Annotated in this window: 23 protein-coding genes and 1 tRNA gene; 10 read left to right on the plus strand and 14 right to left on the minus strand. The window is 67.8% G+C overall.

What is annotated here, in order from left to right:
• Positions 1-64: 64 nt before the first annotated feature.
• Positions 65-3,001, minus strand: coding sequence for a TonB-dependent receptor (locus AC3WP6_RS00860; RefSeq protein ID WP_492625910.1), 2,937 nt, complete (start codon positions 2,999-3,001; stop codon positions 65-67).
• 437 nt (positions 3,002-3,438) lie between these two features.
• Between AC3WP6_RS00860 and AC3WP6_RS00865 the strand changes: the two genes are divergently transcribed.
• Positions 3,439-5,055 (plus strand): alpha-glucosidase family protein, encoded by a 1,617-nt coding sequence (locus tag AC3WP6_RS00865; protein ID WP_492625911.1) that lies wholly within the window; start codon positions 3,439-3,441, stop codon positions 5,053-5,055.
• A 55-nt stretch (positions 5,056-5,110) separates the two neighbouring features.
• On the opposite strand, the gene AC3WP6_RS00870 is transcribed toward AC3WP6_RS00865, so the two are convergent.
• Complete coding sequence (locus AC3WP6_RS00870) at positions 5,111-6,103, minus strand: chorismate transformation FkbO/Hyg5 family protein (RefSeq protein ID WP_492625912.1); 993 nt, start codon at positions 6,101-6,103, stop codon at positions 5,111-5,113.
• An 86-nt stretch (positions 6,104-6,189) separates the two neighbouring features.
• Here AC3WP6_RS00870 and AC3WP6_RS00875 point away from each other — a divergent pair, with 86 nt between their 5' ends.
• On the plus strand, positions 6,190-6,462 hold the full coding sequence (locus AC3WP6_RS00875) for a phosphopantetheine-binding protein (RefSeq protein ID WP_492625913.1): 273 nt from the start codon (positions 6,190-6,192) through the stop codon (positions 6,460-6,462).
• Between the two features lie 14 nt (positions 6,463-6,476).
• Positions 6,477-7,430, plus strand: coding sequence for a lysophospholipid acyltransferase family protein (locus AC3WP6_RS00880; RefSeq protein ID WP_492625914.1), 954 nt, complete (start codon positions 6,477-6,479; stop codon positions 7,428-7,430).
• Here AC3WP6_RS00880 and AC3WP6_RS00885 read toward each other — a convergent pair.
• A complete protein-coding gene (locus AC3WP6_RS00885; protein ID WP_492628615.1) occupies positions 7,340-8,164 on the minus strand; it encodes a glycosyltransferase family 2 protein in 825 nt (274 codons plus the stop codon). The two genes, AC3WP6_RS00880 and AC3WP6_RS00885, sit on opposite strands and share 91 nt — an antisense overlap.
• Positions 8,165-8,498: 334 nt before the next feature.
• Here AC3WP6_RS00885 and hemF point away from each other — a divergent pair, with 334 nt between their 5' ends.
• Positions 8,499-9,401, plus strand: coding sequence for an oxygen-dependent coproporphyrinogen oxidase (gene hemF / locus AC3WP6_RS00890; protein ID WP_492625915.1), 903 nt, complete (start codon positions 8,499-8,501; stop codon positions 9,399-9,401).
• Between the two features lie 242 nt (positions 9,402-9,643).
• On the plus strand, positions 9,644-10,387 hold the full coding sequence (gpmA, locus tag AC3WP6_RS00895) for a 2,3-diphosphoglycerate-dependent phosphoglycerate mutase (protein ID WP_492625916.1): 744 nt from the start codon (positions 9,644-9,646) through the stop codon (positions 10,385-10,387).
• 275 nt (positions 10,388-10,662) lie between these two features.
• Here gpmA and AC3WP6_RS00900 read toward each other — a convergent pair whose 3' ends face one another.
• The 4 genes from AC3WP6_RS00900 to AC3WP6_RS00915 form a co-directional block, all read right to left on the minus strand.
• Positions 10,663-11,064 carry a peptidase C13 gene (locus AC3WP6_RS00900; RefSeq protein WP_492625917.1) on the minus strand — a complete coding sequence of 134 codons (402 nt, stop codon included), beginning with the start codon at positions 11,062-11,064 and terminating at the stop codon, positions 10,663-10,665.
• A complete protein-coding gene (locus tag AC3WP6_RS00905) occupies positions 11,061-12,842 on the minus strand; it encodes a sensor domain-containing phosphodiesterase (protein WP_492625918.1) in 1,782 nt (593 codons plus the stop codon). Before AC3WP6_RS00905 ends, AC3WP6_RS00900 begins: the two co-directional genes overlap by 4 nt.
• 93 nt (positions 12,843-12,935) lie before the next feature.
• Positions 12,936-14,057, minus strand: coding sequence for a cell division protein ZapE (gene zapE, locus AC3WP6_RS00910; RefSeq protein WP_492625919.1), 1,122 nt, complete (start codon positions 14,055-14,057; stop codon positions 12,936-12,938).
• Between the two features lie 8 nt (positions 14,058-14,065).
• Entirely contained in the window at positions 14,066-14,761 is a 696-nt protein-coding gene (locus tag AC3WP6_RS00915) for an alpha/beta hydrolase (protein WP_492625920.1), read from the minus strand.
• A gap of 85 nt (positions 14,762-14,846) precedes the next feature.
• On the opposite strand from AC3WP6_RS00915, the gene AC3WP6_RS00920 reads away from it, so the two are divergent.
• The gene (locus AC3WP6_RS00920; RefSeq protein WP_492625921.1) at positions 14,847-16,721 is read left to right on the plus strand and encodes an MFS transporter; all 1,875 of its coding nucleotides are present in this window, start codon (positions 14,847-14,849) and stop codon (positions 16,719-16,721) included.
• 170 nt (positions 16,722-16,891) lie between these two features.
• Here the strand turns inward: AC3WP6_RS00920 and AC3WP6_RS00925 are convergent, their stop codons facing one another.
• From AC3WP6_RS00925 to erpA, 3 genes are read right to left on the minus strand one after another with little or no spacing between them, the layout of a single operon-like run.
• Complete coding sequence (locus AC3WP6_RS00925) at positions 16,892-17,758, minus strand: beta-lactamase induction protein (RefSeq protein WP_492625922.1); 867 nt, start codon at positions 17,756-17,758, stop codon at positions 16,892-16,894.
• A 49-nt stretch (positions 17,759-17,807) separates the two neighbouring features.
• Entirely contained in the window at positions 17,808-18,785 is a 978-nt protein-coding gene (gene nudC / locus AC3WP6_RS00930) for an NAD(+) diphosphatase (protein ID WP_492625923.1), read from the minus strand.
• Positions 18,778-19,149, minus strand: a complete 372-nt coding sequence (gene erpA / locus AC3WP6_RS00935) for an iron-sulfur cluster insertion protein ErpA (RefSeq protein WP_492625924.1) — start codon at positions 19,147-19,149, stop codon at positions 18,778-18,780. The genes nudC and erpA overlap by 8 nt, the downstream gene beginning before the upstream one ends.
• Positions 19,150-19,256: 107 nt before the next feature.
• Between erpA and AC3WP6_RS00940 the strand changes: the two genes are divergently transcribed.
• Together AC3WP6_RS00940 and AC3WP6_RS00945 are read left to right on the plus strand one after the other, a co-directional pair.
• Positions 19,257-19,844 (plus strand): LemA family protein, encoded by a 588-nt coding sequence (locus tag AC3WP6_RS00940; protein ID WP_492625925.1) that lies wholly within the window; start codon positions 19,257-19,259, stop codon positions 19,842-19,844.
• 22 nt (positions 19,845-19,866) lie between these two features.
• The gene (locus AC3WP6_RS00945; RefSeq protein WP_492625926.1) at positions 19,867-21,798 is read left to right on the plus strand and encodes a M48 family metalloprotease; all 1,932 of its coding nucleotides are present in this window, start codon (positions 19,867-19,869) and stop codon (positions 21,796-21,798) included.
• 76 nt (positions 21,799-21,874) lie between these two features.
• On the opposite strand, the gene AC3WP6_RS00950 is transcribed toward AC3WP6_RS00945, so the two are convergent.
• The 4 genes from AC3WP6_RS00950 to AC3WP6_RS00965 form a co-directional block, all read right to left on the minus strand.
• Positions 21,875-22,180 (minus strand): hypothetical protein, encoded by a 306-nt coding sequence (locus AC3WP6_RS00950; RefSeq protein ID WP_492625927.1) that lies wholly within the window; start codon positions 22,178-22,180, stop codon positions 21,875-21,877.
• Between the two features lie 235 nt (positions 22,181-22,415).
• Positions 22,416-22,886, minus strand: a complete 471-nt coding sequence (gene bfr / locus AC3WP6_RS00955; protein WP_492625928.1) for a bacterioferritin — start codon at positions 22,884-22,886, stop codon at positions 22,416-22,418.
• Positions 22,887-22,987: 101 nt separating this feature from the next.
• Positions 22,988-23,197, minus strand: a complete 210-nt coding sequence (locus tag AC3WP6_RS00960; RefSeq protein WP_492625929.1) for a (2Fe-2S)-binding protein — start codon at positions 23,195-23,197, stop codon at positions 22,988-22,990.
• A gap of 126 nt (positions 23,198-23,323) precedes the next feature.
• Positions 23,324-23,881 (minus strand): RNA pyrophosphohydrolase, encoded by a 558-nt coding sequence (locus AC3WP6_RS00965; protein ID WP_492625930.1) that lies wholly within the window; start codon positions 23,879-23,881, stop codon positions 23,324-23,326.
• A gap of 222 nt (positions 23,882-24,103) precedes the next feature.
• On the opposite strand from AC3WP6_RS00965, the gene AC3WP6_RS00970 reads away from it, so the two are divergent.
• Together AC3WP6_RS00970 and AC3WP6_RS00975 are read left to right on the plus strand one after the other, a co-directional pair.
• Positions 24,104-24,180: transfer RNA gene (locus tag AC3WP6_RS00970), tRNA-Met, on the plus strand.
• Positions 24,181-24,265: 85 nt separating this feature from the next.
• Entirely contained in the window at positions 24,266-25,162 is an 897-nt protein-coding gene (locus tag AC3WP6_RS00975; RefSeq protein ID WP_492625931.1) for a tyrosine-type recombinase/integrase, read from the plus strand.
• Positions 25,163-25,334 lie beyond the last annotated feature (172 nt).

Below are 25,334 nucleotides of genomic sequence, written 5' to 3' on the forward strand. Positions count from 1 at the left end.
TGGGCGGCAACCGTCGGGCAGACGCAAAGAGTGCCCGGTGGTTGCCGCTCACGTGTAGCGGGCCTTATTGGAACTTGTACGACACGCCCAGATCGTAGCGGCGGCCGTAACGTTCCCAGGTCTGCACCTGGCGCGGGTCATTGTTCTGGAACGTGGTGAAGATCTTGTTCGACAGGTTGGAGCCCTGTGCAATCAAGGTCAGCCCCTTGAAGGTGCCGCTTTCAAACGTGTAGCTCACCTGCGCGTCATAGGTGCTGCCACCCTTCAGCGTCTGCTCGATGCGCGTCGCGCTGATGCCGGACACTTCGCCGAGGAAGTTCGAGCGGTAGCTGTCGCTGATGCGCGCCTCGAAGCCGCCATGCTGGTAGTACAGCGTGCCGTTGGCGACCCACTTGGACAGGCCCGGCACGGTGATCGGCGTCGAGTTGCCGGGGTACACCAGCGAGCTCTTGGTGCGGTTGCCGGTAAGGATCAAACCGAAACCGTTCAGGGTTGGGGTGAGCAGGTTGAACGGCAGGTTCAAGGTGCCCTGCAGGCCCTTCACGTAGCCGCGGCCTTCGTTGGCCGGGCCGGAAACGAAGCCCTTGGTAGTACCCAGCTGAGCGAGTTGGCTAGCCGATAGGTTGAACGGCAAGAACGACGCGAAATCGAACGGGTACGCCGAGTTCGGATTGATGTAGTCCTTCAGCTTGATGTAGTAGCCGGACACCGCAAAGTAGCCGCCGCCGCCGGTGCGGCACAGGTCGGAGTTCTTCGCATCGGTGCTGCTGCACTCGTAGCCGTTGCCGCCGGAGAAGTAGTGCTCGTAGCTGATGTTGTAGTTGTCCGCCATCGTCGGCTTGAGTTTGGCGTTGCCGCCTTGTGCGTGGAAGTAAGCCTGGTTCGGATCGGTGGAGTTGAGGTGGGTCGGGTCGCCGACGACCGCGAGGCTCGCGTTCATCTGATCCATGCGTGGTCGGGCCAGGGTGCGGGCGGCGCTGACGCGCAGATCATCGTTGTCGCTGAAGCCGAAGATCAGGTTGGCGCTGGGCAAGTACTTGTTGTAGCTGGTGTGGCCGGTGACCGGGACCAGCGTGATGGCGTTGCCGGTGATGGCGCTGCCCGGCGCGACGCGCTCGCCGGTGGCGTCCTGCGAGGTGTGCTGCATCTGCACCCCGAAGTTGCCGCGCAGGCTGACGTTGCCAAGCATGGTGTCGAGGTTGAACTGCACGTACGGCGTCAGCACCTTTTCGCGCGTCTTCCAGTTCGGCGGCAGACCCGTGTTGGAGCCGAAGGTCGGCACCCCGACCAGGGTGCCGTTGCCCATCAGCGCAAACGGGTTGTAGCAAAGCTGCGACGGGATGCCCATCCACGCCAGCGGGTTGCACGAGGTGCCGCTGAACGGTGCCGTGGTGACAGCGCTGCCGCCGCTGATGGTGCCGCCGCCGAGCGTCAGGAAGGTCTGGTCGATGTGGTAGGTCTTGTCACGCTGGCTGTGCGCCACGCCAAACTCCATGCTGGAGAATGGGCCGCTGGCAAAGCTGCGCACCGCGGCGAGGCGGAAGTTGGCCAGCCAGTCGACCGTGCGCGGGGCGTTGATGAAGCCGGCCTGCACCACATCGCTGCCACCGCCCCAGCCTTGCGGGTCGGTCAGCACCACGCCACTGGTGTAGTCAATCGTGGGGTGGACGTAGAGCATGCCGTTGCTTAGTTCGCTGAAACCGAGCACGTCGGTGGGGCCGCTCTTGTTGAAGCCGAAGCCTGAGTAGCTTTCCAAGTTCACGTCGCGGCGCGTGGCGCGCGAGTAGTTGGCGACTGCATCGATCGTCCAGTTTTCGTTGATGGTGAACTTGTTGTCGAAGTTGAGGTTGTAGACGCGTGCCGTGGTGCTGTTGTAGTCGTTGCGGATCACCGGCGACACGTTGGTGTAGGTACCGTTGGTCACCAGGCCGTTAGAGGCTGTAACGCCCGGGGCCACGATGCCGCTGGCCCAGCCAAGAGGAAACTCCACACCTTTGGCCTGCTGGGCTTCCTTGAACGCGTCGTAGGTGAGGTCGAGAGTGCCGGTGTAGTGCTCGTTCGGCTGCCACTGCACGGTGGCCAAGAGGCCATTGCGCTTCATCGAGTCAGTGATACCGAAGTTTTTGGATCCACCGAGCACTTGGTTGCCGTCGGCGTTCAAACAGTTGCTTACCCCATTTGTTTTTGAGCAGGAATCAGGAGTGGGATAGCCCCACGGCCCCTGATGCTGGATCTGGGTCGGGTTGTTTTCCAGATCGACGCCCAGCGTGACGCCGATGGTGTGGTCTGCAAACTGGTTCACCCACACGCCGTTGACGTTGTAGCCGCTGTTGCTCACGCCGCGCCCGGGCGACAGCTCGGACATGCTGTTCCAGATGTAGTGCGCGTTGAACGCCGCCTCCATGCCGCTCTTTTCCAGCGGGCGGATGGTGTGCATGTCGACCGTGCCGGCAAGACCCTGGCCGATCAGGTTGGCCTCCGGCGAGATGTGCACCACCACGTTGTCGAACCAGCTCGACGGGTACTGGTCGAACTGCACGTCGCGGTTGTTGGAGGTGGAGACCTGCTGGCCGCCGTTGACCAGCGCGGTGGAGAAGTCGGGGCCCAGGCCGTGGATGGTGAGCACCTGCGGGCGACCGTTCAAGGTCTGCACCGCGAGGCCGGGCAGGCGGCCCAGCGAATCGGCGATCGACACGCCCGGCAGCTTGCCGACCTGCTCGGCGGAGACCGCCTCGACGATGGTGCTGGCGTTGTGCTTGAGCGCAGTGGCGTTCTCGATCGAGCTGACGAAGCCGTTGACCGTCACCGTCGACATGTCCTGTGCCTTCGACTTGTTGTCGGCGGCCTTCTTGTCGGTCTTGCCGGCGGTGGCCGGTGCGGCGGTGTCCTGCGTCTGGTCCTGCGCAGCTTGCGCCGAAGCGGGTGCGGCGAAGGCACCGGCGGTGGCGCCGATGCCCGCGGTAAGCAGCGCTGCGGCAAGCAGCTTGCGTTTCAGTAGCATGTTCGGTCTCCCCACGAAATATCGATGCCGTCTTGCGGCGCGTGCCGGATGCGCATCCCGCGTTGCCGGCGTGTCTCGGCCGTATTTCGGCCGCGTGACCGCATGGTAGGGCCGGGGTTTCGCCGCGCACCGTTTGTGCATACGTATTCATTTCGCGGCTCCGTCGGCGTTGTTGCAATGCCACACGCATAGCCGCGGCGCCCGCGCCGGAGTCGGGAAAATTGGCGTTGCGCGGCATGGTGCCGCCACTTTCGCGGTGGCGGGCAAAATGCAAATGGACGTCCAGACGTCCATTTGTTCTCGTATGCATGCCGCGGGTGCAGCATGCATGAATACGTATGCACGTTTCTGCTGGCCCGCGCGGTGCTGCCCTAAGCTGGGTGCCGTTTTCAGGGCAGTGGCGCGCCGCTGCGCGCTGCGCCGGACCGGGGCCAGCAATGAGTGACACACCATGGTGGCGCGGTGCCGTCATCTACCAGATCTATCCGCGCAGCTTCCTCGACACCGACGGTGACGGGGTCGGCGACCTGCCGGGCATCATCGCGCGTCTGGATTACATCGCCGCGCTCGGCGTGGATGCGATCTGGGTTGCGCCGTTCTTCCGCTCGCCGATGGCGGATTTCGGCTACGACATCGCCGATCCGTGCGACGTCGATCCGCTGTTCGGCACGCTCGCGGACTTCGACAGCCTGCTGGCTGCCGCGCATGCGCGCGGGCTCAAGGTCATCATCGACCAGGTGCCCAGCCACACTTCCGCCGAGCACGCGTGGTTCAGGGAAAGTCGACAGGATCGCGCGAACCCGCGCGCCGACTGGTACGTGTGGGCGGACGCGAAACCCGACGGCACGCCGCCGAACAACTGGCTGTCGCTGTTCGGCGGGCCGGCGTGGAGCTGGGAGCCGCGGCGCGGGCAGTACTACCTGCACAATTTCCTCGCCAGCCAGCCGGATCTCGATTTCCACCACCCGGCGGTGCGCGCGGCGGTGCTGGACAACCTGCGGTTCTGGCTCGACCGCGGGGTGGACGGCTTCCGCCTGGATTCGATCAACTTCTGCTACCACGACGCCGAGTTGCGCGACAACCCGGCCAAGCCGCCGGCGGCGCGCAGCGGGCGCGGCTTCAGCGCGGCCAACCCGTACGCGTTCCAGTACCACTACTTCAACAACACGCGGCCGGAAAACCTCGGTTTTCTCGGGGAGCTGCGCGCGCTGATGGATCGCTACCCCGGCAGCGTCACCCTGGGCGAGATCTCCTCCGAGGACTCGCTGGCGACGATGGCGGAGTACACCGCCGGCCATCGCCTCAACATGGGCTACAGCTTCGAGCTTTTGACCGACACCTTCAGCGCGGCCTATATCCGGGACACGGTGCGCGCGCTGGAGGCGCAGATGACCGAAGGCTGGCCATGTTGGGCGCTGTCCAACCACGACGTGGAGCGTGTGCTGAGCCGCTGGGGCAAAGGCCGTTCCTCCGCAGCGATGGCCAACCAGCTCACCGCGCTGGTGTGCTCGCTGCGCGGCTCGGTGTGCGTGTACCAGGGCGAGGAGCTGGGCCTGACCGAGGCCGAGCTGCCGTTCGAGGCGCTGCGCGACCCCTACGGCATCGCGTTCTGGCCCGAGTTCAAGGGCCGCGATGGCTGCCGCACGCCGATGCCGTGGACAGACGGCCCGAACGCCGGCTTCAGCGTGGCCAAACCGTGGCTGCCGGTGCCGTCCGAGCACCGCGTGCTGAACGTGGCGCGGCAGGCCGCCGATGCGCACTCCGCGCTCAGCGGCTACCGCCGTTTCATGCACTGGCGCCGCCGCGTGGCGGCGCTGCGCCTGGGCAGCATCCGTTTTCTCGACACCGCCGAGCCGGTGCTGGCGTTCGAGCGCGAGCACGCAGGCGAGCGGGTGCTGGCGGTGTTCAATCTGGCGGCAACCAACGCCACGCTGGAGTTGCCGCAGGACGCGGCGTGGTCGGTGCTTGACGGCCACGGTCTCGCCACCGCCACCCGCGAAGGCAACCAGCTGCAATTGCCGCCGCACGCAAGCTGGTTTGCGCGCGCGGAATAGGCCGGGGTCGGCGTGGGCCGCAGTTGCGCGCTCAGATCAGGTCAGGCGCCCGGCATCACGCATAGCGCCAGCCATCCAGCTCCACCAGCAGCTCGCGACGGCAGATGTCGCCGTGCAGCAACAGCACCGGTACGCCGGGCAGGCGTTCGGCGAGGATCGCGCGGACGCATTCGGCGTCTGCGGCATGCCGCACGTAGGCCTTGAGCGGCGCGGTGGTGTCGAACCCGGTGGGCAGCCCGGCCTGGCCAAGCAGTGCTTCGAGATTGGTGAGGATTTCGCGCAGTTGCGCGGCCACATCGCCCACGTGCGCGGAGGCGTGGCCAACCACGGCCGCGGTACCCGAGATCGCCAGCGCGTCGCGCGCCGGCAACAGCATGGCGCGCGCGAAACCCGGTGCCGTGCGGCCGTATTCGCGGGGATAACGCCATGCGCTGACTTGACGCGGGTTTTCCACCGCGGTGCCGGCGCCGATGCCGGCGAGTAGATAGACCTGCAACCGATCGCGCGCGGCGTGGTGGCCAATGGCGGTGGCGGCGGGATAGCCGGTGGCAAAGAAATTCCCGCTGCCGGCGGCGCGGCCGTCGCAAAACCGGCGATAGCGCTCGGCGTCGCCGTCGCCCTCGTTGATGGCGCCCTGGTAGTTCCAGATGCGCAGCACGCGAAACGCCGGGTAGCGGCGCATGAAGGCATGCAGCGCCGCGTACGCGGCCTGGGCGGCGCCAGCCGGACCGCCGTATTCGCGCTCGTCGAGTTCCAGCGCCGCAAACAGCCAGCCGCCGCCCTGCGACCAGCGCAACGCGCCGACGCGGCCGTGCGTGATCGGTGCCGTCACCCGCCACACTTCACGCGGCGCAGTTCCTTCCAGGGTTTCCAATGGCACCTGCAGGTGGCGCGGATCGGCGCTGCCGGCGGCGTCGTGGCCAAAGTCGAACACGGCCAGGGTGCCGGGCTCGGCGAGCAGTTCGGCCGCGCTTTGCTGGCGATAGCAGATGTACGGGGCAGGCACCGGGGTGGCGACCGGGCCGGGGTTTTCACCAGCTTGGATCATGCGCAACACCGGGCAAACGAGGACAGCATGTTACACTCGCTGGCCTAGTTGCAGGTTTTCATGGCGTTTTTCCGGGTGTTTCTTGCATGACGCAATTGACTGACGCCCAGCGCGAGCTGGCCACCTTGATCGTCGAGTGCCTGAACCTCGAAGACGTCGACCCGGCCGCGATCGATCCCGACGCGCGGCTGTTCGGCGGCGAGCTGGGGCTGGATTCGATCGACGCGCTGGAGATCGCCTTGGCGGTATCCAAACACTACGGGTTCCAGTTGCGTTCGGACCACCCGGACAACCGGCGCATCTTCACCAGCCTGCGCGAGCTGGCGGCGCACGTCGAAGCGCACCGCGCCGCAGCCTGAGCTGTCCCACGCCGATGATCGAAGCCACCCACTGGCGCGAACGCCGCGAAGGCGGCGGGCGGTTTGCGTTGTGGCTGATCCGCACCCTGGCCCTGTATGGCGGCCGCCGCTTCGGGCGCGCGTTGCTGTATCCGATCACGCTGTATTTCTTTCTGCGCCGCGGCGCGGAACGCCGTGCCTCGCGCGATTACCTCACCCGCGTGCTTGGTCACCCGCCACGGGTGACGCAGATGCTGCGTCAGTTCCATACCTATGCCGCCACCACGCTCGATCGGGTGTTTCTGCTGGCGCATGGCGAGCGTGATTTCGAGATCACCATCGAGGGGTTGGCGCTGCTGGAGCAGCACGTCGCCGCTGGCCGCGGCGTGCTGTTGGTGGGCTCCCACCAAGGCAGCTTTGAAGCCTTGCGCGCGGTGCGCGCGCGCCGACCGGACGTGAGCCTGCGCGTGGTGCTGGACAAGGGCAAGACGCCGGCGTTGACGGCCCTGCTCGAAGCGCTCGCCCCGGACGTGGGGGCCGCCGTGATCGATGCCGAGCGGGGTGGCGCCGCCATCGTGCTGGCGGCGGCCGAGGCGTGTGCGCAGGGCGCCATCGTCGCCATGCTCGGCGACCGCGCCGGAACGTGCGAGGCACAACGCGCGGCGCCGCTGCTGGGTGCGCCGGCGTTGCTGCCGGTGGGCCCGTGGCTGTTGGCCGCCGCGCTCAAGGTGCCGGTGATGTTGTGCTTCGGGCTGTACCTCGGCGGTAATCGTTATCGCCTGGTGTTCGAGCCGTTTGCCGATCCGCTGGTGCTGCCGCGCCGGGGCCGCGACGCGGCGCTGGATGGCGTGCTGGCGCGCTACGCGGCACGGCTTGAGCACTACGCCCGGCAGTGGCCCTACAACTGGTTCAACTTCCACGAGTTCTGGGCGCCGGGTGCGTCCACCGTGCCGATCACGCAGGGCGCGCAGCCGTGCGAGCGCCGGTAGCTGCGCACGATGTCGCGGTAGTGCAGCACGCGCGCAATCGTGTACAGCGTGATGCGGGTGATGTCGCGCACCGGGCGCAGGTGGCTGGCGCGGCGGTTGGCCGGGTAGCGCGAGGCGATCGGTACCGAGACGATCGGCATGCCTAGCTCGCGCGAGGCGGCGATCAGCAGCGCCGCCTCGAACACGAAATCCTGCGCGGGCAGGTCGACCAGATCGAGCGCCGCCCGCGGATACCAGCGTTGCCCGCTCTGGGTGTCGGCGACTGGTTGTCCGCAACCCCAGGAAATGCCCCAGTCGGCCACCGCGTTCGCCCTTCGCCGGGCTGATGGCTGCTGCGCGCGGTTGAGCAGGCGTGCGCCGATCACCAGCGCATCGGGGTGGGTTGCCGCCGCCGCCAGCAGGCGCGGAATGTCGGCCGCGCTGTGCTGGCCGTCGCCATCCATCGTCAGCACCGCGGTGTAGCCCTGGCGCAGCGCCTCGCGAAAACCGTGGCGCAACGCCTGGCCCTTGCCGTGCCGCGTGGCGTGGCGCAGCACGGTTACCGGCAGCGCGGCAAGGATTGCCGGCGTGGCATCGGTCGAGCCGTCGTCCACCACGATCACCGTCGCGCCCAGCGCCAGCACCGACTCCACCACGCCGCGGATCGCCACCGCTTCGTCCAGGCACGGAATCACCACGCACCAGCGCGGCAGTGGATTGGTGCGCGTTTCGAGGCGCGCATCTGGCGCGGCCATTTCGGTGGGGGGCAGAGGGGTTTTCGGCGTTGCCATCCGGCAAGGTTACTCAGCGGCCTACGGGCTGGCTAGGCGCGTGGGCGGCGCAACACGAGCGGCTGCGGCCACGCCGTTCTGGTCGTCTTTCGCACCGGGTTTTGGCCCACGGGCCGACAGCGGTCGGCACGCTAAAGCGCACGCTGCCTCGCAACGGCTGTGCCCCGCCTTTGATTTCCACCGTGCACGCTCACGGCCGGTGGCGCGCCTTGATCCAGTGCAGGCTGGCGCGGCGCCGCGCCACAGGAGCGCGCGCAGCGCACTTGCTAAGCTCGTTCCATTCTTGCGGAGTACCCAGATGAGCGACCAAGCCGATCGTGCCGAAGCCTTTTTGCGAGAGCTGCAGGACCGCATTTGCGGCGAGCTGGAGCGTCTCGACGGCGGCACGCACTTCGTTACCGACGCGTGGATGCGCCCGGCCGGCGGCGGGGGCCGCACCCGCGTCCTGCGCGATGGTGCGCTGTTCGAGCAGGCCGGCGTCAACTTCTCGCGCGTGTCCGGCCATCAGCTGCCACCCAGCGCCACCCAGCACCGGCCGGATCTGGCCGGCGGCAGCTTCATCGCCACCGGGGTGTCGCTGGTGCTGCACCCGAAGAACCCCTACGTGCCCACCACGCACGCCAACGTGCGTTATTTCGAGGCGAGCAAGCCCGGCGTCGAGCCGGTGTGGTGGTTTGGCGGCGGCTTCGACCTGACGCCGTTCTATCCGTTCGACGAGGACATCGTGCACTGGCACACCGTTGCCCGCGACGTGTGCACATCGTTCGGCGCGGACGTCTATGCCCGCTACAAGAAATGGTGCGACGAGTATTTCTATCTCAAGCACCGCGACGAGACGCGCGGCATCGGCGGCTTGTTCTACGACGATTTGAACGCGGGTGGCTTCGAGCGCTGCTTCGATTTCACCCGCGCCGTGGGCCAGGGTTTTGTCGATGCCTACCTGCCGATCGCCGCACGTCGCCGCGACACGCCCTACGGCGAGCGCGAGCGCGAGTTCCAGCTGTACCGCCGTGGCCGCTACGTGGAGTTCAACCTGGTCTACGACCGCGGCACCCTGTTCGGCCTGCAGTCCGGGGGGCGCACCGAATCCATCCTGATGAGCCTGCCGCCGCGCGTGCGCTTCGAATACGCCTACACCCCGGAAGCCGGATCGCCGGAGGCGCGTTTGGCCGCCTATCTCATGCCGCGCGAGTGGGTCTAGCCTGAACCTCGTGGGTCGGGCTTCAGCACGACAGGCTTCTGCGGAATGACCGCGTGTCCGGTGGAGTGGCTGCGCTGGATGCGGCGTCAATCAGGAATCCTGTGGCCCTGCCGCCAAAAGGACTTGGTGCGGCGCGAGTGCGGCCCGAGGCTGGGTTCATGCCGTCGAGGACGGCGTCGGGTTTGACGCCTGCGGTGCCGCGCTGCACCATCCCGCTTTCGGCCCCAAGGAAAATCCTCGTCATGCACAAGCTCGTCCTGATCCGCCACGGCCAGTCGCAGTGGAATCTCGAAAACCGTTTCAGCGGCTGGGCCGATGTGGATCTCACCTCGCAGGGCGTGACCGAGGCGCGCGAGGCGGGCGAGCTTTTGCGGCGCGAGGGTTACACGTTCGACGTGGCGCATACCTCGGTGCTCAAGCGTGCCGCGCGCACGCTGTGGCACGTGCAGGATGCGATGGACCTGATGTGGCTGCCGGTGCATACCGACTGGCGGTTGAACGAGCGCCATTACGGCGGCCTGACCGGGCTCAACAAGGCGGAGACCGCGCAGCAGTTCGGCGATGCGCAGGTGAAGATCTGGCGCCGCAGCTACGATGTGCCGCCGCCGCCGATGGATCACGCGACCAACCCGTCGCGCAGCGACCCGCGCTACACGCGCCTGGCGCCGGCGCAGATTCCGGATACCGAATGCCTGAAAGACACCGTGGCGCGCGTGCTGCCGTACTGGCATGAGGTGCTGGCGCCGGCGATCAGTGCGGGCCAGCGCGTGGTGGTGGCCGCGCACGGCAATTCGCTGCGCGCGCTGGTGAAATACCTGGATGGCATTTCCGACGCCGACATCGTCGAGCTCAACATCCCCAACGGCGTGCCGCTGGTCTACGAGTTCGACGCCGCGCTGGTGCCGCAACGCCACTACTACCTCGGCGATGCCGCTGCCATCGCCGCCAAGACCGCTGCCGTCGCCAACCAGGGCAAGGCGAAATAAGCACCGCACCGCGGCCGTTGCATCACCAAGCCTGATTGGCAACGATGTTCACCGGGTTTCCCCGTTCCCCCACCGGGAAGACACATCGGCAGGGCTGGGTGAGGTGCCGGGGTCTGGGTTGATGTTCATCGAAACGCTGTGGTGTTGGGCCTTGGCGATGCCGGCCCCTCACCCCGCCCGCTGCAAAGCAACTCTCGCCCGCGGCCCTTGCAGCAGCCGGCCCGAGTCACCGCGCCTGCCGCGCCGCGCGTTCCCCAATCCCGATTCCCCAATCCCTAATCCCCGCCCTTCACACTGAAATCAATCTCCAGCGGATATGGCATCGGGCTGGCCGGTGGCTTGGGGAACGTCCAGCCGGCAAACACCTTGGCCATGCAGTCGGCGACCGGAATACCCGGTTGCACGGCAACGCGTTGCGGCTGGCCGTGGGCGTCGAGCGCCAGTACCAGGGTGAAGGGAGTTTTGTCGGGCGGGGTGGTGGCGGCCAGGCAGGTTTTGTAGGCATCGCCGGTGGCGGTGCCGATCTGCGCCCAGAACGCTTTCTGGTAGACCGGGCCGGTGGTGGCGGCTTCGGCGAGTTTGGCCTGCTGTACGCGTGCCGCAAAGTCGTCGCCGGCGTGGGCGGCGGCGGTGGCAAACAGCAAGGCAAGGACGGCAAGTGCAGGGCGTGTGGTCATGGGCTGGCCGGGGTGGCGCCGGTGTTGAACTCGCCGACCCAGTAGGGCACGGCGGCGGCCGGCAAGGGGCGGGCAAGGTGAAAGCCTTGTACCACGTCGCAGCCGATGCCGCGCACGAGGGCGTACACCGCGGCGTTGTCCACGCCTTCCATCACCACCCGAAATCCCAGCTCGTGGCCGAGTGCGGCGATGGTGCGCACGATGGCGGCGTCGTGCGGGCGGGTATCCAGCCCGCGCACCAGCGATTGGTCGATCTTGAGCGTGGTTGCCGGCATGCGGCGCAGGCCGTCAAGGTTGCTGTAGCCGATGCCGAAGTCGTCGATGGCGATGCCCACGCCGGCTTGCCGCAGGGTGCCGAGCACTTCGCGGGTGACCGTATCGTGGTGGATCGCGGTACTTTCGGTGAACTCCAGCTCCAGGTGGTCGAGCGCAATGCCGTGGCGGTGCGCGGCAGCGCGCAGGCGCGGTTCGAGCGTGGCGTCGAGATCGACGCTCGCCACGTTGAGGGCGATCCGCAGGTCGAGCCCCTCGCGCTGCCAGGCGGCCATTTGCGCACAGCCGCGGTCGAACACCCAGTCGGTAAGCGTGCGCATCAGGCCGGATTGTTCGGCCAGCGGCACGAACACGTCGGGCGGCACCGTGCCCAGGGTGGGGTGGTGCCACCGCGCCAGCGCCTCAAGCCCGGTACAGCGGCCGCTGGCGAGATCCACCTGCGGCTGGTAGTGCAGCTCCAGCTCGGCGCCGTCGGTGAGTGCGGCGGCCAGCTCGGTGACGAGGAAAAACTCCTGACGCTGGCGCTCGTCGGCCGTGTGGTCGTAGCGCGTCCAGCCGCGCATGCTGCCCAATGCCTGGATGGAAGCGCTCATCACCCGGCGCAACGGGTCGCCGCCGCGCAGCTCGCCGGCTTCGATCTCGAGCAGGCCGACGCCGGGTTGCAGGGTGAGCGGCACGCCGAGGCAGTCGATCGGCTCACGCAGTGTCGCCACCAGCGCATCGAGCGCAGCCGCTTCGGGTTCGGCGCCCGTGCGCAGTACGGCCAGCCGGGTGGGCGCCACACGGTAGAGCTGCATGTCGGCCGTCATCCATTGCTGGACACGTTCGGCCACCGCGCGCACCAGCGCGTCGGCATAGGCATAGCCCATGGCGCGCACAAACGCCAGATAGCGGATGACCGGCGAAACCTCGATTGCCACCAGCCACGCGGTGTCGTCGGTGTGCGGCAGGCGCGCGTGCAGGTCGGCAAAAAAGGCGCCGCGGTGGGGCAGGCGGGTCGCCGGCTCGATGCGGTTGAGATAACCGCGCAGCGCGGCGCCGGTGGCGGCCAGCGCGGCGGCATCGCGCAACGCGGCGCGCTCGCTGTCGCGCAGGGCGACGCGCGGCACGCGGCCGATCGCGAACAAGGCGCCGAGCTGCTGACCGTCCAGCCCGAACACCGGTTCGCACACGTACAGCGCCACGTTGGCGTGCGCCGGGTCGCCGCCGGGCGGCAGGAAGCGCGGATCCTCACGTGCGTCGAGCACGGTTTCGGGCCGACCGCGGCGTACCGACTGGCGGCAGGCGGCCAGCAGCCGCGCGTCCTCCAGCGGCAGTGCGCCGGTGCTGGCGGGGGGCGCGTACCAGAACGCGCTGCCGTCGGTGAGCAGCAGGGCGACCAACGGCACGTTGAGCGCACCGGCGGTGAGCCGCGCCACGGCGTCGAAACCGGGCAGGGCGGGTGGCTCGCCGTTGGTGCCGAGTGAGTGTGCGTCCTGCGGAAATGCGCCGTCTGCTACTGCCATCGTTGCCCCCTGGCCGCCGCGGTCACACGGGTCATCGGCAAGCTAGCGCGGCAGTTGAGGCGCAGCAAGCCGGAAAATGTCCCGGGCCGGGGTTCAAGCCGATTCGGGGCGGTGCGGCAACGCGAGGTAGTCCTCGCTTTGCATCTCGATCAGGCGCGACTCGGTGCGCCCGAACTCCGCGCGCAATCGGGTGCCGTCGTACAGCTCGGTGATCGGCGCGGCGGCGGATAGGATCAGCTTCACATGGCGGTCATAGAACTCGTCCACCAGTTGCACGAAACGCTGCGCGGCATCCTCGCTGTAGATGCTGAACTGCGGCACGTTGGCGACGATGATCGCCGGCCCGGCCTTGGCCAGCGCGATGTAGTCGGCCACCGAGCGCGGGCCTTCGCACAGTGCAGCAAACTCGAACCACAGGATGTTGTCGGCGCGTTTGCGGCAGGCGATGTGGCGAGCGTTGATCAACAGCTCGCCGTCCTCCACCACGCTGCCATGCGCCTGGCTGGCAAAGATGCGTTCCAGCGCACGCTGTGCCTCCGCGCCGGGCGGGGTGTAGTACACCGCGGCCTGGGTCAGCGCGCGCAGTCGCCAGTCGTGGGTGGAGGCCATTTCCAGCACGTGGCAGCGGGTTTCCAGCAGCGCGATGGCCGGCAGGAAGCGCGCGCGCTGCAGGCCGTCGTGGTAGAGCTCCGCCGGTGGCGTGTTCGACGTGGTGACCAGCGCGACGCCGCGGCCAAACAGGCTTTCGAGCAGGCGCGCAAGAATCATCGCGTCGCCGATGTCGTTGACCAGAAACTCGTCCAGGCACAGCACGCGGCAATGGCTGGCGAGGTTGGCGGCCACCTCCACCAGCGGGTCCTCGCGGTCGCCGAGCGCGCGCAACTGGTCGTGCACCTCGGCCATGAAACGGTGGAAATGCCGGCGCAGCGCGACGCTGTGCGGCAGGCTGGCCACGAACAGATCCATCAGGAATGTCTTGCCGCGACCGACCGTGCCCCACAGGTACAGGCCCTGCGGCGCGGGGGTCGGGCCGTTTGCCAGGAGTGTTTTCAGACGGCCAAAAAAGCCGTCGTCCGCAGGCGGTGCGGCGAGCGCGGCATAGAGGCGGTCGAACTCGGGCAGCACCGCAAGCTGGGTCGGGTCGGACTCCCAGCGGTGGGCGGCGACGCCTTCGAGATACCGCGCGGTGGGCGTGGAGGTGGCAGGCTCGGGCATTGAAATCGTCAGGTGCGGGCGGGCGGCAGCCAGCCGGCCACGCCGGCCTGCACCGCGTTGCGCAGCTCAATCAGGCGGCGGTGGAAGAAATGCCCGGCACCGGGAAACCGCACCAGCGTCGGCGGCTGCGCCATCGCCGCGATCCAGTCGAACACTGCTTGGGGTTCCACGACCTCGTCGGCTTCGCCCATCACCACCAGCCACGGGCAAGTGGGCAGCGCGTCGATGCCGTCGGCCCAGCGCCCGACCGGCGGCGCGACGCTGACCAGTGCGGCGGCGCCGAGCCGCTGCGCATTGCGGATGGTGACGTAACTGCCGAACGAGAACCCGGCCAGCCACAGCGCATCGCCGGGATGCGTGCGGCGCATCCAGTCGACCACCGCGGCCAAGTCCTCGCTTTCGCCGCGGCCGTCGTCGTAGCTGCCGGCGGAGGCGCCGGTGCCGCGGAAATTGAAGCGCAGCGTATCCAGCCCGGATTCGCGCAGCGCGTGTTCCACCATCGTCACCACCTTGTTGTGCATGGTGCCGCCCTGCACCGGGTTGGGGTGGCAGATGACGGCGATGCCACGACGCGCGGTGGCCGGCGCGGCGGCATCGCTGATGCACTCCAGCGCGCCGGCCGGACCGCTCAGCATGAAGGTGGAAGCCGCCGCCGGAAAGCGCTCCGGGTCGGGCGGCAGTTGCGGAAGTTGCGGGGCGATCATGCGCGCCATGATAGCCGAGCGCGGTTTGTGGGCCGCCGTGCGCCATCGGCTAAGCTCTGCGGCGACCTCTCCGGCATGGAACCGCATGAGCCAGTTCGCCCTGTTCGGCCAGCGCCGCTTCGCGCCGTTTTTCTGGACGCAGGCGCTGGCGGCGTTCAACGACAACGCCTTTCGCAATGCGCTGCTGGTGCTGGTCGCGTTTCAGCTCGGGCTCGACGAGCGTGCCGCGGGGCTCTACACCAATCTCGCGCCGGCGCTGTTCATCCTGCCGTTTTTCCTGTTCTCGGCTACCGCGGGGCAGCTCGCCGAACGCTTCGAGAAAAGCCGCATCATCCGCTGGGTGAAGCTGTTCGAGATTGCCGCGATGGCGGTCGCCGCCGCCGGCTTCCTTACCCACCACGTGGCGTTGCTGCTGATCGTGCTGTTCATGATGGGCATCCACTCCACCGTGTTCGGCCCGATCAAGTACGCGATTCTGCCGCAGGCGCTGAAACCCGCCGAACTGCTGGGCGGCAACGGCCTGGTGGAGATGGGCACCCAGCTCGCAATCCTGCTCGGCATGATGGCCGGCAGCGTGCTGATGGGCGTGGCCGGCGTCGGCGCCTGGCTGGCCTCCGGGCTCACCATTGTCGTCGCCGTGGCCGGTTACGTCGCGTGCCGCTTCATTCCGCCGGCGCCGGCCACCGCACCGGGGCTCAGGATCAACTGGAACCCGTTCACCGAAACGGCACGCGTGGTCGGCATCACGCGCGCCAACCGCGCGGTGTGGAACGCGGTGCTCGGCATTTCGTGGTTCTGGTTTTTCGGCACCGTGCTGGTGGCGCAATTGCCGCTCTACACGCGCGAGACGCTGGGCGGCGACAGCACGGTGTACGCGCTGGTGTTGGCGTTGTTCTCGATCGGCAGCGGGCTTGGCGCGCTGGCCTGCGAGAAGCTTTCCGGGCGCCGGGTGGAGATCGGCCTGGTGCCGCTGGGCGCGTTCGGCATCACCGCGTTCGGCGTGGATTTGTACTTTGCCGGCCACGGCACGGCCAGCGCGCACGGGCTCGACTGGCTCGCGTTTCTGCGTGGCGCCGGCAACTGGCACATCGCGCTTGACCTGACTTTGATCGGCGCGTTCGCCGGCCTGTACGTGGTGCCGTTGTTTGCCTTCGTGCAGTCGCGCGCGCCACGCGAAAAGCTCTCGCGCGTCATCGCCGGCAACAACATCATGAATGCGGTGTTGATCGTCACCGCCGCCGGCTTCGGCCTGGGCCTCACGGCGCTCGGCGTGAGCGCCGCCGGCATCTTTCTCGCCGCCGCGCTGCTCAACGTGCTGGTGGCCGCGTACATCTTCACCCTGGTGCCGGAATTCATCCTGCGCTTCGTCACTTGGCTGCTCACCACCACGCTCTACCGCGTGCGCGCCGACGGCCTGCGGAATATTCCCGAGGAAGGCGCGGCGCTGCTGGTGTGCAACCACGTGAGCTACGTCGATGCGCTGCTGCTGATGGCCAACCTGCGCCGGCCCGCGCGCTTCGTCATGTACTACAAGATCTTCGACATCCCGCTGCTGCGGTTCTTGTTCAGGACCGCCAAGGCGATCCCGATCGCCGGCCACAAGGAAGACCCGGCGCTGCTCGCGCAGGCGTTCGACACGATCGACGCCGCGCTCGCCGGCGGCGAACTGGTGTGTGTCTTTCCCGAAGGCGCGCTCACCCCCGATGGTGCAATGACCGCGTTTCGCCCCGGCATGGAAACCATCCTCGCCCGCCGCGCGGTGCCCGTGGTGCCGATGGCGCTGCGCGGCCTGTGGGGCAGCATGTGGAGCCGGCGCGATTCCGCCCTGCACCGCGCGCGCCTGCCACGCCGCTTCCGCGCCCACGTCGAACTCGTCGTCGGCGCCCCGGTACCCGCCAGCGAAGCCACCGCCGCCACGCTGGAAGCCCGCGTGCGTGTGTTGCGTGGGGAGATGGCGTGACGGCTGAGATTGGGGAGTCGGGATTCGGGATTTGGCAGTTCAAAAGCGTGGCGCGCCTGGGCGACATCGCGTTTGCGGCTTGGTGAGGGTCGGGTGCGGCTCCGCGGCACACACGTCCTCGCGCCAATCCGATCTTGCGACTCCCCAATCCCGACTCCCCAATCCCGGCCTTACAGCCACCCCCCGATCACGATCAGCGCCACCACGCTGAGCCATGCCAGCAGGGCGCGCATCAGGGCACTGCGCAGGCGGCGCAGTTCGGCAAGGGCGTCGCTGTGGTCTTCGGTGTAGCCGTCGCCGCCTTCGACGTCGACCTTGATGTCGGCGCGTGAGGCGGCGCCGAGAAACCCTGGGCCGTCGCGCAGCCAGGTGTTGGGAAGGGCCTGCCGATGCCAGCGGCGCCAGGCTTCGATCACGGCGTCCCAGTGGCCGACCAGCGCCAGCGTGAACACCAGCAGTTGTGCGGGAACCCAGTCGAGCAGGTTGGCCAACCGGCGGGAGGTACCGTGCGCGCCGGCATCGAGCCGCAGGCTGTCGTCGTGGCCGAGCTGGCGCACCAGGCGATATGCCAGCGCGCCGATCGGGCCGAGCACGAAATACCAGAACAGCATGCCGAAGCGCCGGCGCAGCGCGGCATACGCGGTGGCCTCGCCCAGTGCGGGCGCGTTCCACTTGATCGTCTCGCCGTCGTCGCCCAGCGCCTGGGCGGCAGCCTCGCGCTGCGCGCCGTCCGGGGCGGCGAGGATGGCTTCCAGATCGGCCTCGAACGCGTGCGGGCCGAACGCGAACAACAGCACCGCCAAGGCAAACACGAGCTGCCATAGCTGCGGCATTGGCAGGTGGCCGAGCAGCCACAGCGCCAGCGCGCACAGCACCAGCGGCACGCCCAGTGCAAGCGCCACGCGGCCGCTGCCGCTGGTGTCGCCCAGCTGTGCCACCCAGCGCCGAAACCCGGCGTCGCCGCGCCAGTGCGCAAGGCGCGGCAAGGCGTGCAGCAAGCCGAGGGCGATCAGGGCAACAAGCAGGCGGATGGCCATCAATTCACTCTCCGAAGGACCGCCGCATTGTAGGCGACGCGTGGAACGCTCAAGCGACGGCGGCGCGGGCGGCCACCAGCTCGCCCAGTTCCAGCCTGCCACATGCGCGCAACCAGTCGGCCAACAGGTGATACGACACCGACATCGCCGCCGAGGGTACGAAGCTGCCGTCGGCGATGCCGTCGGCAATGTCGCGCGGGGTGAACCAGCGCGCGTCCTCCAGCTCGTGGTCGCGCAGGGTGATGGCGGTGCTGCGCGCGGTGGCGGTGAACGCCACCATCAGCGAGGCTGGTAGCGGCCACGGTTGCGAGGAGTGGTAGCGCACCTCGCCGACAACGATGCCGGACTCTTCGCCCACCTCACGCCGCACCGCGTCTTCCAGCGCTTCGCCGGGCTCGATGAAGCCGGCCAGCGTGGAGTAGCGCCCCGGCGGCCAGGTGGATTGCCGGCCGAGCAGGCAGGCGCCGTCGTGTTCCACCAGCACGATGATCGCGGCATCGGTGCGCGGAAAATGCAGCCGTGCGCAGGCGGTGTTGGTGCAGCGCATGCGGTGTCCGGCGGAGATGGTTTCCAACGGGGCGCCGCAAAACCCGCAGTGCCGGGTTTCGTGGTGCCACCAGGCCAGGCCTTTGGCATACGCAAACAGCGCGGCCTCGTCGACCGGCAACGTGGCCGCGGCCTCGCGCAGGCTCGCGCGGCGGGCACCCAGCGTGCGCTCCAGCGCCAGCGCGTCGGCGGTCTCGTCCAGCTCGATCACGAAGTGCGCGTGGCCACCGGCGATGCCGAGCAGCCACGTCGGCGCCTTGCCGCACAGCCGCGTGCGCTCGTCGCCACCCAGCCAGCGCAGCGCGTCCTCGCCGGCCAGCACGTAGGCGCGTTGCTCGGCGTCCAGCAGCAGGAACCGCGTGCTGGCGGCGGCGGCCTGGGCCGCCACCCACGTGCTGTCGTTGCGCCGCTCGGCCTTGCGGTCGAGCGTGAGGCTCAAGCCGGCAAATGCGTTCGCCACCGGCACCGGCATGTCAGGCATCCGCCGAGGAGCCGCAACCGCAGGTGGTTTTCACGTTTGGGTTGTGGATGGTGAACTGCGAGCCGCCGAAGTTTTCGGTGTAGTCGATCTGCGCGCCGGTGAGGTATTGCAGCGACAGCGGATCGCACACCAGCGTGACGCCGTGGCGCTCCACCGCAAAGTCTTCGGCTTCGCGCTCTTCGTCAAAGGTGAACCCGTACTGGAACCCGGAGCAGCCGCCGCCGTGGATGTACACGCGCAGCATCAACGCCGGGTTGCCTTCTTCGGCAATCAGGTCGCGCAGCTTGATCGCGGCGTGGTCGGTAAGCCCCATCGTCGCGCCGGTGTGGTAGTCGGGCGTGGCGGGTGCAGCGGCGGTATCCATGGCATTCACAAAGTGGCGGACAGATGCCGCAAGGATACTTCGGACGCGCGTGTGCAGCGTGTTAGGCTCGCGCCCACGCCGTGCGGCGCCACATGAAGGAGACAACGATGGGCTTGCTGATCCTGCTGGTCGTCATCGTGGCGATCGTGTTGTATTTCGTCGTGCTCTACAACGGGCTGGTCACCGCCCGCAACGGCTACAAGAACGCGTTCGCGCAGATCGACGTGCAGCTCACCCGCCGCCACGACCTGATTCCCAACCTGGTGGAAACCGCCAGGGGTTACCTCGCGCATGAGCGGCAAACGCTGGAAGCCGTGGTCAGCGCGCGCAACGCCGCGGTGAGCGGGCTGGCCGGCGCCAAGGCCAACCCCGGCGATCCGGCCGCGATGCAGCAGCTTGCCGGCAGCGAAAACATGCTCACGCAGACGCTGGGCAAACTCTTCGCGCTGCAGGAGGCCTACCCCGACCTCAAGGCCAACCAGACGATGATGCAGCTCTCCGAGGAGTTGACCTCCACCGAAAACCGCGTGGCGTTCGCGCGGCAGGCGTACAACGACTCGGTGCTCGGCTACAACAACCGGCGCGAGGTGTTCCCGGCGTCCATCGTCTCGCGCCAGTTCGGGTTCACCGCGGCCGAGCCGCTGGCGATCGAAAGCCCCGCCGTGCGCGAAGTGCCGAAGGTGTCGTTCACCTGATACTGCGCGGCGGAGACCGCCCGTGGATTTCTTTGCGCAACAGGCGCGCGTGCGCCGCAGCTCGCGGCAGCTCGTGGTGTTGTTCACGCTGGCCGTGCTGGCCATCGTGGCCGCCATCGATTTCGTGGTGTGGGTGGCGTTTGGCCAGCACCCCAATGCGTACGGCGAGCTGGCAGGATCGAACCTTCCGCTGCTCCTGGTGACCAGCCTCGGCGTGCTGCTCGGCATTGGCGGCGCGTCGCTGTACCGCATCGCCAGCCTGTCCGGCGGCGGGCGCAGCGTGGCCGAAGGCGTCGGCGCGGTGCCGGTGGCGGCCAACACCTCCGACCCTGCGTTGCGCCGCCTGCGCAACGTCATCGAAGAGGTGGCGATCGCCTCCGGCGTGGCGGTGCCCGACATCTATGTGATGGAGGACGAACCCGGCATCAACGCGTTTGCCGCCGGCTACTCGGTGGCCGACGCCGCCGTCTGCGTCACCCGCGGCTGCCTGGATGCGCTCAGCCGCGACGAGCTGCAGGGCGTCGTCGCCCACGAGTTCAGCCACGTGCTGAACGGCGACATGCGGCTCAACATCCGCCTGATGGGCCTGTTGTTCGGCATCCTCGTGCTCACCATCGTCGGCCGCCAGATCGCCGAAGGCGGCGCATGGTCCAGCCGCCGCCGCGGCGGGCAACTGGTGCTGCTTGGCATCGCGCTGATCGTGGTCGGCTACATCGGCTACTTCTTTGCGCGGCTGATCCAGGCCGCGGTGTCGCGCTCGCGCGAATCGCTCGCCGACGCCTCGGCCGTGCAGTTCACCCGACAAACCGCGGGCATTGCCGGCGCGCTGAAGAAAATCGCGCTGGCCGAGGCCGGTTCCTCGCTGCGCGCGGCGAACCGCCACGAAGTGGCACACATGCTGTTCGGCGAGGCCGGCAGCTTCAACGCGCTGTTCGCCACTCACCCGCCGCTGATGGAACGCATCCGCGTGCTGGAGCCGGGTTTTACCGAGGCGAGCCTGGCGCGGTTCGCGGCACAGGCGGCCGCTGGCGATGGCGATGAAGCATCGGTGCCGCCGCCGCTGCATCCGGCAGCCGCCACTGGGTTTGCCGGCGCGGCCGGCGCACCGCTTGGGGTACCGCCAGCGATCCCTGCCGCGGGGCTTGCCAGTGCACCGGCAACTGTGGCGTCCGCAACCGCTTCGGCGAGCGTCCCGCCTGCCTTGCCGGGAATTGCTGCCGGCGTCCCCGCGGATTTGCGCGCCGCCGTGCAACAACCGACCTCGGCGCTGGTCCTGGTGCTCGCGCTGGCGTGTTCCTCTGCCAACGAGCTCGCACCCGCCGAGCGCCGCGCCATTGCCAACGCGTTCGGCGATGACGCCGCCGTTGCGGTTGCGCGCCAGCTCGCCGCCATCGGCCAGCTCGATCCCGGCAGCCGCCTGCCGCTGGTGTCGCTGGCGTTCCCGGCGCTCAGGCAGTTGTCGGATGGCCAACGGCAAACCCTGCTTGATGCCCTGGACGCGCTGGTGCTCGCTGACGGCCGCGTCGACCTGGCCGAGTACTGCCTGACCCGCCTGGTGCGCGTGCAACTGCAGGAAGCCGCCGACCCACGGCACGCCCCGGTCGATGGCAAAAAAAAGCTTGTCGCCTGCCGCGCCAGCCTGGTGCTGGTGTGCGCCATCGTGGCCATCTACGGCCAGAACGGCGACGAGGTCGCCGCCAAACGCGCGTGGCTGCTCGCGATGCAGCAGGCGTTCCCTGGCGAGGCGGTGCCATGGGTGGTGCCGCCGCGCGCCTGGGCCAAGCCGTTCGAGGCTGCGCTGGATGACCTGGACGGCCTTTCGCCACCTGCCAAGGAGCTTGCCGTGCGCGCCCTGGTGGCGGCCGTCCAGGCCGATGGCGAAGTAAGCCTGGTGGAAGCCGAGTTGCTGCGCGTGATCTGCGCCAGCCTGCATTGCCCGGTGCCGCTCGGTTGAGGCCCGCGCAGTGCGCGGGCAGGGCTGTCGGACTGAAGTCCAACCCACGGCATCATGCGCTTCCGTGGGTCGGGCTTCAGCCCGACGGAGGCTTTTGGCGACGCGACCAAGCCGAGCCGTGCCGGTGGACGGCGCGGCTTGAACCAGCATCAGGCCGCCCCCGCACGCGGGCGTGGCGACTTTGGCGCGTGGATTTGGCCCCGTCGGCGCTCATCGTTCTGGTCGGGTAGGTGAGCAGATAGAGCTGCACCAGGATGCCCGCTACCGGCGCCAGGCTGATGAGTTGCCACCAGGGGTTCAGGCCGCTCAGCTCGGCCAGTTGCTCCTGTGACCACTGGCGGGCAACGCGGAGTTCTCGGAGGTGGGTGCTGTGGACGTGCATGGGGTGCTTCTGGGAATCGGTTGCCCGGGTTCCGGCCAGCATCCTGCCGCATGTCCGCCTGCCGTAACGACATCCCCCCGCCACCGGCACGACATCAACCCGACGGCCTCTTGTCGGGCGGTGGTCTCCGTCCGAGGAACTGTTTCTTGCCGGGGGCGGCGGGCCAAGGTGCGGCAGTACCACCGCGAACCGCACTGCGCGCCGCCTGCCACGGCAAGGGCGCGCAGTACCGCGTTCAACCCTGCATCTTGCGCTGCAGGTAGCGCTCCACGCCGATGTCCTTGATCAGGTTCTGCTGGGTTTCCAGCCAGTCGATGTGGCCTTCCTCCTCGTGCAGGATGTCGCGGAACAGGTCGCGGCTGACGAAATCACCGTGACCTTCGCTGTGGCTGATGGCTTCGCGCAGATCCTTGGCGCCGCCCAGCTCAAGGTCGAGATCGGCCTGGATGCATTCCGGCACGTTTTCGCCAATGTGCAGCTTGCCCAGATGCTGCAGGTTCGGCAGGCCCTCGAGAAACAGGATGCGTTCGATCAGGCGGTCGGCGTGGTGCATCTCGTCGATCGATTCCTTGAACTCGTGCTCGCCCAGTTCCGCATAGCCCCAGTTCTTGAACATCCGTGCATGCAGGAAGTACTGGTTGATCGCCGTGAGCTCGTTGTACAGCGCCTTGTTGAGGAACTCGATGACCTTCGCGTCGCCCTTCATGACCATTCTCCGCGTGGCAAACGCGACCGACTCTAGGCATCGCGCCGTGTACGCGGTGAGACGCGAATGGCAATGGTTTTCGGGTGGCCGCGCGCGGCAGCTCAGGCGGCGGCGAATACCGGAAGGCCGATCGGCCGCGCATCCGCCCTGGCTTCCTCGGCGTGCAGCGCCTCCTTGAAACAGGCCCGCGCCTCGCCCATGCAGCAACCGCAAGTGGTGGAACACCGCGTGCGCTGCTGCAACTCCGCAAACGTACGCACGCCCTCGGCCACGGCGCGGCGGATATCGCGATCGGTAACGGCGTTGCACATGCAGATGTACATGCAGCGCATGAAAACGCAAATGCGAATGATTGTCAACTGTGGACGAGAACGCCCGTGGACTGGCGCCCATCGGACGCGCCCGGCACAGCCCCCGAAGGGTCGCATCCAACGGCCTCAGGCGGCGCGCCAGCCCTGCGGCGACCGGTCCGCCGCATCCGCCGCCGCGCGCGGCGGCGCATTGCCCAGCTCCACGCTGCACATGCCTTCGACCAGCGGCGCGAAATGGCGCAGCGCGCGCTCGTACACTTGGCGCTTGAAGTTCACCACGTGCACGGCGGGGTACCAGAAATCCACCCAGCGCCAGATGTCGAACTCCGGCTTGTCGCCGGCGTCCAACCGCAGCGCGTCCTCGGCGCTCACCAGCTTCAGCAAAAACCACACCTGCTTCTGGCCGATGCACAACGGATGCTGATGCTGGCGGATGTAGCGGTGCGGCAGCTTGTAGCGTAGCCAGCCGCGCGTGGTCGCCAGCACCTCGACGTGCCGCGCGGCCAACCCGGTTTCCTCTTCCAGTTCGCGGTACATCGCCTCCAGCGGGGTCTCATCGCTGTGCATGCCGCCCTGCGGAAACTGCCAGCCGTCGCGATTGATGCGGCGCGCCCAGAACAGGCGCCCGTCCGTATTCAGCAGCACGATGCCCACGTTGGGGCGATAACCATCGACGTCGATCATCTGCAAACCCTCGAGCCTTGCCGTGCGCCGGCAACCGCCAGCCATGCAGGGCGAATGACCCGATTCAACCATGCGCGTCGGCACGCATCAAGCCGCAACGCCTTGAATGTGAACGCGCAGGCCTCTACACTGCCGCGCCCCGGCCTTTGCAATGCGCCGGCCGCACGGCACGCCAGCACGGCGCCCGCGCAGGCGGGTCACCCGCTAGAATTCAATCGTTTCGGCTATGTAGCTCAGCTGGTTAGAGCACGGCACTCATAATGCCGGGGTCGGTGGTTCGAGCCCACCCATAGCCACCACATACCTGTTCAAAGACACCCCAAGAAGGCCGGGAAACCCAGATGTATCAAGGGCTCCGGCCTTTTTCATGTCCAACGACTTCCCATGAGGTACATTGAAATCTACTGTCACGTGACGGTAGATCTGACGGTAACTGGTTACCGTCAAGAAAGTTACCGTCAGAAGGTTGCCGCCATGCCGCTTACCGACACGGCCATTCGCAACGCCAAACCCGCTGACAAACCGCAAAAGCTGGCGGACGGCGGCGGCTTATACCTGCTCCTGAACCCAAACGGCTCGCGCTGGTGGCGCTTTGACTACCGGTTTGACGGCAAGCGCAAGACGCTGAGCATGGGCACCTACCCCGATACCGGTTTGAAGGATGCCCGTGACAAGCGCGATGCAGCACGCAAGCTGGTGGCAGCGGGCTCCGATCCTGGTGCCCAGCGCAGGGCGACCAAGGCCGCCGGGCAAGATCGCGCAGCGAACAGCTTTGAAGTGGTGGCGCGCGAGTGGCTGGCGCTAAAGCAGGGGGAGTGGACGCCCGGCCAGTACGCCAAGGAGCGTGACCGGCTGGAGAATCACGCGTTTCCCTGGCTGGGTCACCTGCCCGTGGCTGATATAGGTGTGGCGGAGATTCGGCCGCTGCTCGTTCACGTCGTGAAGCGTGGGCATATCGAGCAAGCGCATCGCCTGCGGCACCAGTTGAGCCGAGTATTTCGCTTTGCGGTCGCCACCGAGCGGGCAACCCGCGATCCGGCCGCCGACCTGCGCGACACGTTGCCAGCGCGCCAGCCCAAGAACTATCCGACCATCACCGATCCCCTGAAGGTCGGCGAGCTGCTGCGCGCCATGGATGGGTTCACGGGTATCCGGTGGACGAAGAATTGTCCGCCGCGCACGCATGCTCTCCCCGCGCGTCAGTTCCCCCGCTCCTCGGGGTACTTTCTGATTGCCCGGAAACGTCGACGAGGAGGCGCAGGCCTTCCCGCTCGATGTTGATCGCCGCGTTCGCGTCGCGGTCGTGATGCGTGCCGTCGGCGCGCCAGGCAGCATCCTTCGACCGCAGCGCCCAATTCCAAGGTTTACTGGCGGTCGGGCTGCCGGCGGCGTGTGTTGGCATATCCCGTGCATCGTTGGGTGAGCCATCGAGCGCCGAAGGCCATGCCTTTGG

This window comes from Rhodanobacter sp. FW106-HT46G03, from assembly GCF_058789895.1.

Excerpts from the sequence above, each read along its gene's own strand:
- AC3WP6_RS00860 (WP_492625910.1), bottom strand. The coding sequence starts at position 3,001 with ATGCTACTGAAACGCAAGCTGCTTGCCGCAGCGCTGCTTACCGCGGGC.
- AC3WP6_RS00865 (WP_492625911.1), top strand. The coding sequence starts at position 3,439 with ATGAGTGACACACCATGGTGGCGCGGTGCCGTCATCTACCAGATCTAT.
- AC3WP6_RS00870 (WP_492625912.1), bottom strand. The coding sequence starts at position 6,103 with ATGATCCAAGCTGGTGAAAACCCCGGCCCGGTCGCCACCCCGGTGCCT.
- AC3WP6_RS00875 (WP_492625913.1), top strand. The coding sequence starts at position 6,190 with ATGACGCAATTGACTGACGCCCAGCGCGAGCTGGCCACCTTGATCGTC.
- AC3WP6_RS00880 (WP_492625914.1), top strand. The coding sequence starts at position 6,477 with ATGATCGAAGCCACCCACTGGCGCGAACGCCGCGAAGGCGGCGGGCGG.
- AC3WP6_RS00885 (WP_492628615.1), bottom strand. The coding sequence starts at position 8,164 with ATGGCCGCGCCAGATGCGCGCCTCGAAACGCGCACCAATCCACTGCCG.
- hemF (WP_492625915.1), top strand. The coding sequence starts at position 8,499 with ATGAGCGACCAAGCCGATCGTGCCGAAGCCTTTTTGCGAGAGCTGCAG.
- gpmA (WP_492625916.1), top strand. The coding sequence starts at position 9,644 with ATGCACAAGCTCGTCCTGATCCGCCACGGCCAGTCGCAGTGGAATCTC.
- AC3WP6_RS00900 (WP_492625917.1), bottom strand. The coding sequence starts at position 11,064 with ATGACCACACGCCCTGCACTTGCCGTCCTTGCCTTGCTGTTTGCCACC.
- AC3WP6_RS00905 (WP_492625918.1), bottom strand. The coding sequence starts at position 12,842 with ATGGCAGTAGCAGACGGCGCATTTCCGCAGGACGCACACTCACTCGGC.
- zapE (WP_492625919.1), bottom strand. The coding sequence starts at position 14,057 with ATGCCCGAGCCTGCCACCTCCACGCCCACCGCGCGGTATCTCGAAGGC.
- AC3WP6_RS00915 (WP_492625920.1), bottom strand. The coding sequence starts at position 14,761 with ATGATCGCCCCGCAACTTCCGCAACTGCCGCCCGACCCGGAGCGCTTT.
- AC3WP6_RS00920 (WP_492625921.1), top strand. The coding sequence starts at position 14,847 with ATGAGCCAGTTCGCCCTGTTCGGCCAGCGCCGCTTCGCGCCGTTTTTC.
- AC3WP6_RS00925 (WP_492625922.1), bottom strand. The coding sequence starts at position 17,758 with ATGGCCATCCGCCTGCTTGTTGCCCTGATCGCCCTCGGCTTGCTGCAC.
- nudC (WP_492625923.1), bottom strand. The coding sequence starts at position 18,785 with ATGCCTGACATGCCGGTGCCGGTGGCGAACGCATTTGCCGGCTTGAGC.
- erpA (WP_492625924.1), bottom strand. The coding sequence starts at position 19,149 with ATGGATACCGCCGCTGCACCCGCCACGCCCGACTACCACACCGGCGCG.
- AC3WP6_RS00940 (WP_492625925.1), top strand. The coding sequence starts at position 19,257 with ATGGGCTTGCTGATCCTGCTGGTCGTCATCGTGGCGATCGTGTTGTAT.
- AC3WP6_RS00950 (WP_492625927.1), bottom strand. The coding sequence starts at position 22,180 with ATGCACGTCCACAGCACCCACCTCCGAGAACTCCGCGTTGCCCGCCAG.
- bfr (WP_492625928.1), bottom strand. The coding sequence starts at position 22,886 with ATGAAGGGCGACGCGAAGGTCATCGAGTTCCTCAACAAGGCGCTGTAC.
- AC3WP6_RS00960 (WP_492625929.1), bottom strand. The coding sequence starts at position 23,197 with ATGTGCAACGCCGTTACCGATCGCGATATCCGCCGCGCCGTGGCCGAG.
- AC3WP6_RS00965 (WP_492625930.1), bottom strand. The coding sequence starts at position 23,881 with ATGATCGACGTCGATGGTTATCGCCCCAACGTGGGCATCGTGCTGCTG.
- AC3WP6_RS00975 (WP_492625931.1), top strand. The coding sequence starts at position 24,266 with ATGAGGTACATTGAAATCTACTGTCACGTGACGGTAGATCTGACGGTA.